The following is a 9121-nucleotide window of genomic DNA, read 5'->3' as shown; positions in this document are numbered from 1 at the left end:
TGGTCAGCAGCACCTGTACCGTGCCATCCGTCTCGGTCGCACCCGCATTCAGCGCCTCGACGTTGAAGTCGATGTCACCTTGTGGTGCCACTGTCAGTGTCAAGGTAGAAGTAACAACATCGGAGCTATCGGTGACCAGATAACTCACCGTAGGAGCGGCGCCAGAATAGTCAGGGGCGGGGGTAAAGGTAAAAGTGCCATCACTATTGATGACTAGCGTACCAATCCCAGTCAGGATCGATGTCACACCAGCGGGAACATCAATATTACTGCCCCAGCTATAGCTAATGATGGATTGAGTCAGGGGGCCATCTGGGTTGGTACTGTTAACCAAAAGATCACCACTGACGGTAGTATCTTCATCCATCGAAAATACTTCGCTCTCATCCAGCAATATATTCGTTACTGGCTCTGGTTCCAACAGTGGTTCAGGCACTTGCTCTGTATTAATAAAGGGAGCAGCCTGATAATTAGTATCAAAACCGGCCTCGGCAATTGTCGCATCACCAGTTCTATCAATGGTGACAAAACCACCGTTGCCGCTTGCTCCCGCTACCCCACCAATACCGCCACCACCTGCTGCTGGTGCCCCACCGGCAGCAGAAGCCTCAAAGTTTTGAGTCGGGTCAACACCCTGCAGAATAGATTCTTGCAATGCGGCAATATCTGAAGGAGCACCTTCCTGGCTTGCCGCAACTTGCGGTTGAGCAGATTCAGCAGACTCGGAACCTGCTGGAACATCCGATGCAGGAGTATCGTCGTAAGGTGAAAGAGCTAGCTTTGCATCATCCGCTATGGCTAATTTGGCCCCGGGTTGGAGAATTTCCCCTCTTTGCAGAGGGCGGCTGCTTCCATCAGCCAGCACAATCTCCACATTACCTTCAATCGCAGAGACAACCACGGACTTGTCGATGATTTGGGTACGCATATCCATTGCTCCAATGGTGACAGATCTTGATGTCTACACCGTAGAGGGAGATACCGTGCTTTTCCGTTGCAATAATGTATAGATTTGACTGCTCTCAAACAGATATAGAGAATAAAATCGAAAGATTAGTTTTTCTTTTTTAAAATCATAACGATATGATGAGAACCAAATAGACCCCATGTTGATTTAATAATAAAAAAATCAAAAACATAATTTATTGATATAAAAACAGCCCTGTTTGGGGCTGAATTTGCAATGCACATATCAATCAAGATAGGGGGAAGGCAGGATGCACAAATCCCTGATAACCATCGATATGCAACTTGGAAAGCAGTTCCACTTGATGTTGATCTTCGACGCGGGTTGCAATGGTGGTCACACCAGCATTGTGTGCGGCGCGACACACTGCAGCCAGGAATGAGGTGTCAGCCCCCGGCTCCATGACCTGACTGGTATAACCGTGATCGACCTTGACATAAGCCGGCGACAACTCCTCCAGATAGCCCAGAGACTGGAAGTGACGACCATAGTGGTCAACCCCCCACTGGAAGCCATGAGCTTGCAAGGTGCCCACCAACGCAGCCACGTTGTCTTTATGTTTCATGATGGCAGCTTCAGGTATTTCAAATAACAACCGCTCTTTCAGCTCTGCATGCTCGGTCAGATAGCGCGTCAGCCAAGTTAAAAATTCATCCGAGCAGAGCGAGCCAGCAGTGATGTTGATCGCCAGTACCAGATCAGACTGTTTTTGCAGTAATGGAACGCAAGCATCAAGCACCGCTTGGTCAAACTCGCCACCCAGTTTGAACTGTTCAATCGCGGGCAAGAACTGACCGGCAAAATAATCTGTGCCATCCCGAGAGATAGACGCAAACAGCTCGGCATGTAATCTGGCACCATTATCAAACCGGCATGCTGGTTGAGCTTTAAAGCGCCAAAGTTGTCGTGAAATGGCATCTTGTACCAGATCTCGCCAGGCCAAACGCCCCATCAAACCTTGCTCGGTGCCTCCTTCCATCACCACAGCACCACGGCGTTCATTACGCGCCTTGCCAAGCGCATTATCGGCTTTGGTCAACAAGGCGGAGAGATCATCATTGCCATCACGACCGGCAATACCAATGACGGAGAGCGCATCCCCTTCGCCCATTGGATTCACCACAAGATCGGCAATGCGGCTATTAATCACTTCAGCCAGCTCTTTTAGCTGAGTCAGATCGTCAGTTGGACAGAGCAGCGCATATTCCGTCGCGGAGATCCGTGCCAAGGCTGCGCCATCCCACCCTTTTAATTGCTCTTTCAAAGCCTGAGCTATCGATTTGACCATGTTGTCGCGGGCAGCAAAGCCTTCATCGCGATAGATATCATCCAGCATGTCGACCGCAACCAGCATGACGCCACCTTGGCCAGCCTCCGCTATCCATGCGTTTACCTGGCCTACAAAATAGGCTCTGTTGCCCAGTCCCGATACGGCATCGACATAAACCCGCTCACGCAATTTTTCGGCCTCATCGGCTTGCTCTTTAAACTGCAGCGCCAACTTGCTTGAGAGGGTGTTGATCGCCTGAACGACCTGCTTCAATTCATGGGTTTTAGGCTCCGGGATCGTATGGCCGAAATGGTGCAGCTCGATCTCGACGGCTTGATCACAGATCTGTTTGAGTGGCTTGAGCAAGTAGTTGAGTGCTCTCATCAACAAAATTGTGGTGATCAAAAAGCCGACCAGAAACCAGCTCGCCAGCTCGCTCATCCCCCGCCACAACTCGTAGTAAGCCTGGCCGGGGTGACCCACTACTTTTAATTTTCCAAGCTGCAACCAGCCAGACGTCAGAATTGACTCGTTGGATACCTCAGGAAATAGTCCCAAATTTACAAACCACCGCGGTACCCCCTGAATATTGTTGGTATTTTCCTGCTCGATGACATCCTTTGATGCCAGCAGATCAAGGCGAACCAGTCGATAATAGCCACCATCAAAAATGGCCTGGATCACCGACTCGGCACCGACCTTGTCACCGTTTTCCAGATAGGGGGTGAGCGCAAGCCCCAGCGAGGTTGCCGTATTGATGACCGTTGTTTCCTGTTGCTGCGCCAGATAAGTGCGGGTTGAATTGAATTGCACCCAGTATGTGGCCGCAAATAACAATCCAAACAGCAGCAGCATGGTGGCTAATAACTGTCGATAGAGCGTCATAGGTTAATCATCCAAATTCACCACTGGCCGAGCCAATCGCCCCGAGGTCATGCGATTGCGTAAATCATTCCATAATCCCAAGCGGGATGATTGACCAGCCAGTTCCCCTTGGCCTCGTGCCTTCATCAACCACAAGTGACTACCGTTAAAACTGTAAATAGGCACCAGATCACGCCGCTGTGTGGCAGGGCGAATCGAGCCTATCAAATTATCCAAAATAACCGGAACGGAAGAGGGTGTCTCATAATATGCCACCACCATGTGAAACTGGTTGTAATCAAGAGCCTTGACGTACACCATCCGCATTTTATCATCCGGGATCCCAAGCTCGAGCAACGTAGAGTATTTGGCGATACTGAAATCTTCACAGTCTCCCCCGGCGGCCCCCAAAAATTCTAGCGGGGTTGCCCAATAATCCTTTTTGCGCCACAACTTGATATCGTCAATAAAACGCATCCGATTGAAAAAATTATTAACCCGCTCAAGCTTTTTTTCTTCGCTCAGGGCCCTGCCCTTCGTCTCCATGACCAGCATACGCCAACTGGTTACACGCTTGCCGGCTCTGGCGCCATAGGTCTGCTCCGCCCGTTTGATCAAGTTGAGATCTTCCTGTGACAGAGGCTGACTGGCACAGAGCAGAAGTGAGAAGGGTAGCAGCAGGATCCATAAGGAGTGGCGCAGAGCGCGTAGGGATCTGTATCTCCATTCATTGAGAAGATAACACCATCGGCTACCGGTTCCGCGCTGGAGTGTCACATCATATTCCTGCTGCATTATTACTGCTGCACTCCTCAAAGCTCGTACAACAACCTGCGTTAGCCAAACATGGTGACTGCCAGCAGCAGTCACCATGTTGGCGTTCATCATCCCTGCGGGATCATGAACAAACAGTTATTGCCTGGCCTGCCATTCAGCGGGTTGTTTGACGCTAAATGCATTGAGCAGACTGCCTGTCGCGTTGAGAATGCGATAGTCAGCCAGCAGTGCATCATACTCGGCAGTGATATAGCTGCGACGCGCCTCGAACAATTCGTTCTCGGTGTTCAATACGTCCAGCAATGTCCGTTGACCCAAACCAAACTGCTTCTTGTATGCCTGTACGGTGTCATAGCTGGCGTCAACATGCTCTTTCAGGAAGGTCTTCTGCTTGGCCAGCGACTCTTTCGCGTTCCAGGCCAGACGAGTGCCTTCCTCAACCTGGCGAAACGCATTCAAATGAATGTCTTTCGCCTGAGAGTAGAGCGCCGATGTTGCATTGCTCTCTGCCACATCAGAACCGCCACGGAACAGGTTGTAACGCATGCGCACCATTGCGGTCAGATCATCGTTGCGCCCTTTGACTGCATCGATATCCTCATTCCAGTTCTGATCGACCTCGAATGTTACATTCGGGTAGAAACCGGATTTGGCGCCTTCATGTTGATACTTGGCCGCTTCGATATCCTGCAGGGAAGAGAGCAGGGTCGGGTGGACTTCGGTCGCTGTTTTCAGCGCACTATCGAGGCTGGTCGGTATAAGCTCGGTATTGGGAACCGGCTGTACCAGATCTTTGGGCACCTCGTTCACGACACGAATAAATTCACTCTCTGCGTCGCGATAGTTGTTTTCAGCAGCGGCCTGATTTGAATAGGCCCGGGCAACACGACCTTCAATCTGGGTCTGATCCGCAGTAGAGCCAAGCCCTGAATCAGTCCGCTTGCTGATGTCGCTGCGGATCTGTTCGTGGGTTTCCAGGTTCTGTTTGGAGAGTTCCAGGATCTCCTGCTGGCGCAGCATATTGAGGTAGACCTCAGCTACTCGCAGCGCGGTATTTTCAGCTTCGGAGATCATCGCCAGACGCTGGGCATTGGCTTCAGCTTCGGTTCTGGAGACGTTGTTGCTGACATCAAAGCCATCAAACAACATTTGCCGCAAACTGAGTCCAGCCTCCTTGCGAGTCATGGAATCATCGATATTGCTGTTGGCGCTGGCAGCACGGGTAGAAGGGCTGTCAGTTTTTTCATAGCCTACGCCACCACGCAGATCGATCGTAGGATAATAGCCACCCTTGGCTCCATCATGCTGATAGAGTCGTGCCTGATACAGATCAAAGGCTTCCTTGATCTTGGGGTGCGTAGCAAGTGTCTGTGCCACCGACTCTTCCAGAGTCTGAGCCTGACCCAAACTCGGGATCAGGGTGCAGCCACTGACCAGCATGGCAACAATCGTTTTTTTCATGTTATCTCCAGTCATGTTTTGTTTTTAGATTGTTGGCTTATCGTTCTCTCAGTGCCGACTGCTTTGCCCGTAAGATCGGCTTAAGCAAATAGTCTAGGACACTTTTTTTACCAGTAATGATATCAGCACTGGCTAACATACCGGGGATGATGGGAAGTGCGTTAAGCTCATCGCCCAAGTAACTCTTCTCTGTCCGAACCCGAACCAGATAAAAGGAGTTCCCCTCCTCATCCTGGATCGAATCAGCACTTATCTGTTCAACCTTGCCATGCAATCCTCCATAGATTGTAAAGTCGTAGGCAGTAATTTTGACGATGGCATCCAGCCCCGGTCGCAGGAAGGCGATATCTTTCGGTGACACCTTGGCTTCTACCAGCAAGGTATCCTCCAGCGGCACAATCTCCATTAGATCCATGCCGGGCTGAACCACACCGCCCAACGTGTTGATCTTGAGCTTCTTGATGGTTCCTTTGAGCGGAGCAATTACGCTGGTTCGGTCAACCCTGTCTCGCAAGCCAACCTGCCCTTCTGACAACTGGCCAAGTCGCCCTTGCTTCTCATTCAGTTCAGTCTGGGAGTCTGCCCTGAACTTCAGCGCAATATCATTACGCTTGGAGATGGTCTCACGCAGCACCGAATTGAGTTTTGGGATCAGCAGACGGTTACTCTCCAGTTCCCCCTGCATTTCGTTAACCTGCCGTTCCAGCTTGATTAGCTCCACTTGCGGCACTATGCCCTCTTTCGCCAGTGGACGGCTAATATTCAGCTCTTGTCTGGCCAGATCCACACTGCGATTCACAGTGCGGATCTTGGCATTCAGTTCAATCAGCTCCTGCTCTTTCTGTTCGATTTGCTGACCAAGAATATAGAGCTGGTTCTTCAGGTTATTGAGGCGATCCCGCTGTACAGAGCGCTCACGGTGCGCATATTCGGCAAAGACGGTTTCATAACCATCGGGGAACTGGATTGGCGCTTCGCCTACCACGACCTGCTCACGCCACCCCAGTGCCGGGTCGTTTTTCACCTCGACGCTGGCCATCTCGGCCCGCAGACGAGCCACATCCCCCTTGAGAGTTACCACCTCCTGCTCCCGTTCTCTAAAATCGGAGCGGAAACGGGTGTCATCAATACGCAGCAGCGGCTGCCCCTTTTCGACGATATCCCCCTCTTTGACGAAGATCTCTTTGACGATCCCCCCTTCCAGGTTCTGGATCACCTGCAGCTGGCGTGACGGAATAACTTTGCCCTGACCCACGGTGACTTCATCCAGCTCAGCCCAGGCCGCCCAGACGATGGCACTCATGAAAAAGAGGAAACAACACCACAACAGGATGCGGGCACCGGTCGGCGTGGTGAGCAGCACAGCTGCCGCACCGTCATCGACAAACTCCAGATGCTCGGGCGCCGGCAATACATCGCCGGAAGGCGCCTTTTTGCTGCGCTTGAACCAGTCCATGAGCCCCTTAACCATGGGACACCTCCTGCACGCGCACTTTGCCTTCCTTCAACTGCTGTAACACCACCTCTTTGGGGCCATCAGCCACTATCTGTCCCTGCTCGATGACGATCACTCGCGATGCCACATCCAGCATCGAGGTTTTGTGAGTGATGAGGATCAATGTGGTTTCCGGGCCCAGTCTGGCAAGCTCCTGTTTGACCTGCATCTCGGACTGGTTGTCCATGTTGGAGGTCGGCTCATCCATCACCAGAATGGGGGGATCATTAAGCAGGGCGCGTGCCAGAAGGATCGACTGACGCTGGCCACCGGAAAGCTGACGGCCACCCTCGCCTATCTGCCGATCCAGCCCGTTGGGATCGCGGTTGGTAAAGTTGGTAACACCCGCCCGCTTGGCGGCGCGCAAGACTCTCACATCATCCACCAGCGGATTACCCAGCATGATATTGTCTCGCACGGAGCCAAAGAAGAGAATGACATCTTGCGGTACACAGCCGATATTGCGGCGGATCACTGACGGAGGCAGCTGGTCGATTTCAAAACCATCGAGGCGAACAGAACCATCGGTCGGTCGATACAGCCCCATCAACAGCTTCTCAAGGGTCGTTTTACCCGCCCCAATCCGACCGATAATCGCCACCTTTTCGCCCGGCTGAATGCGCAAATTGATATTGTGCAGAGTGCTAGTTTCCATTCCCGGATATTTGAACGAAACATTCTCGAATTCAATTCGACCGGCAAGCACCGGATGATGGATATATTGCTTGCCCTCCTCCTGCTCCCCCGGGGTTTGCATGATTTTTTCCAGAATATCCAGTGCAGACTTGGCCTGGTTATAACGGGTCGACAACACCGAGAGTTGTACCATGGGCGCAATGGCACGGCTGGAGAGCATCACGGCGGCAATCATGCCACCCATAGTGACCAAGCCTTCGGAGATCTGGTAAACACCGACGATCACCAGACCGACCGTCACCACCTGCTGGATATAACTAGCCAGTGAAGACATGGAGTTGGTAATACGGCGGGTCTGTACGCCCCAGGTGGAAATATGGGAAACGGCCTGTTCCCAGCGATGCTGGAACATGCTCTCGGCACCGAAAATTTTGACGGTTTCCAGCCCGGAAATACTTTCAATCAGGTTGGCGTTCTTCTGGGATGCAAGACGTGATCCCTCTTCGATGGACTGCTTGAGGGGCTCCTGAATATAAAAACTGTAAGCGATCAGGATCAGCATGGCGACGATAGGGACCACCACCATCACGCCGGCAAACATCCAGATAATAAAGAGGAAGAAGATGGCAAAGGGCAGATCGATAAGAGTAGAAACCGTCGCGGAGGTGAAAAACTCCCGCACCGATTCAAACTCCTGCAGATGTTTGGCGAACGCGCCGGTGGAAGCGGGGCGAGACTCCATCCGCATGCCCATCACCTTGGCGAAAATCTTGGCCGACAGCAGCACATCGGACTTTTTTCCGGCGATATCGATAAAGTAACTGCGTAGCTGCCGCATCACAAAATCGAAGGTAAAGACCACCATGGCCCCGACCGCCAGCACCCAGAGTGAATCAAATGCCAGATTGGGCACAATCTTGTCATAGACGTTCATGGTAAAAAGGGGGCTGGCAATGGCAAACAGGTTGATCAGAATGGAGGCAATAAGCACATCGCGATAGATGCCGCGGGATTCGAACAAGGTGCTCCAGAACCAGTGTCCATCACGGGTTTCCAACACCTTGGGAGAGCGCTCGTCAAACTTGAACTGCTTCTTCACGTAGAAGAGGCGCCCCAGATACTCATCACCCAACTGGGCTGCGGTTAGCCATTGGGCTGCATCACCTGCCTGCGGGAAAATCACTTTCCCTTGGCTGCGATCTTCGTTCCACTCCAGCAAAATGCAGGCGCCACCATTGCGCATCTGCAATACACAAGGCAGCAGCAAGGGAGAAATATCGGCCAGTGGCTGTATCACTTCACGGGCGGATAACCCGCCCCGCTCGGCAGCACGGCAAAAGAGTGCGGTAGTCAGGCGCCCGGAGACCAGTGGCAACCCGGTCGTCAGGGCATCTTGGCTGTTGGGCACACCATAAAAGCGGGTCAAGAAGACCAGACACTCCAATAACTCATCAATACGACTTGTTTCTGCTTGCATAGCATCCTGTCACTGCATAAATGAGGTAGATAAGAGCGTTCATCGCTCATATTTCCCTGCTATAGCCACGCTAAAACCGAGTGGCCTTCCCGCTGATGAGACTGATCAGGGGATAAACCTGTCCAGATAGATCGCGACACTCATCCCCAATTTCCCGGCACAGCAGCAATGGCG

The 9121-nt window shown here is 52.1% G+C and carries 6 protein-coding genes; all 6 read right to left on the bottom strand.

All coding sequences use genetic code 11. The features are described from left to right. The coding region (locus tag G5171_RS12955; protein ID WP_421260290.1) for a retention module-containing protein at positions 1-928 on the bottom strand (928 nt) is incomplete at its 3' end. A 268-nt stretch (positions 929-1196) separates the two neighbouring features. Continuing rightward, positions 1197-3122: an EAL domain-containing protein gene (locus G5171_RS12950; RefSeq protein ID WP_042056178.1), complete on the bottom strand. Its 1926-nt coding sequence runs from the start codon at positions 3120-3122 to the stop codon at positions 1197-1199. Positions 3123-3125: 3 nt separating this feature from the next. After that, entirely contained in the window at positions 3126-3878 is a 753-nt protein-coding gene (locus G5171_RS12945; RefSeq protein WP_337072857.1) for a transglutaminase-like cysteine peptidase, read from the bottom strand. Between the two features lie 135 nt (positions 3879-4013). Then, entirely contained in the window at positions 4014-5339 is a 1326-nt protein-coding gene (locus tag G5171_RS12940; RefSeq protein WP_005346740.1) for a TolC family outer membrane protein, read from the bottom strand. A gap of 37 nt (positions 5340-5376) precedes the next feature. Further along, positions 5377-6810 carry an HlyD family type I secretion periplasmic adaptor subunit gene (locus G5171_RS12935; protein WP_203117815.1) on the bottom strand — a complete coding sequence of 478 codons (1434 nt, stop codon included), beginning with the start codon at positions 6808-6810 and terminating at the stop codon, positions 5377-5379. After that, entirely contained in the window at positions 6803-8947 is a 2145-nt protein-coding gene (locus G5171_RS12930) for a type I secretion system permease/ATPase (RefSeq protein ID WP_335844055.1), read from the bottom strand. Before G5171_RS12930 ends, G5171_RS12935 begins: the two co-directional genes overlap by 8 nt. Positions 8948-9121 lie beyond the last annotated feature (174 nt).

This window comes from Aeromonas sp. 600774 (genome assembly GCF_049175075.1).
GTDB classification, from domain to species: Bacteria; Pseudomonadota; Gammaproteobacteria; order Enterobacterales; family Aeromonadaceae; genus Aeromonas; species Aeromonas veronii_A.
This window is presented reverse-complemented; position numbering and strand designations above follow the sequence as displayed.

Bases quoted from the DNA above. Each gene is read 5' to 3' on its own strand.
- G5171_RS12950 (WP_042056178.1), bottom strand. From the start codon at position 3,122: ATGACGCTCTATCGACAGTTATTAGCCACCATGCTGCTGCTGTTTGGA.
- G5171_RS12940 (WP_005346740.1), bottom strand. From the start codon at position 5,339: ATGAAAAAAACGATTGTTGCCATGCTGGTCAGTGGCTGCACCCTGATC.
- G5171_RS12935 (WP_203117815.1), bottom strand. From the start codon at position 6,810: ATGGTTAAGGGGCTCATGGACTGGTTCAAGCGCAGCAAAAAGGCGCCT.
- G5171_RS12930 (WP_335844055.1), bottom strand. From the start codon at position 8,947: ATGCAAGCAGAAACAAGTCGTATTGATGAGTTATTGGAGTGTCTGGTC.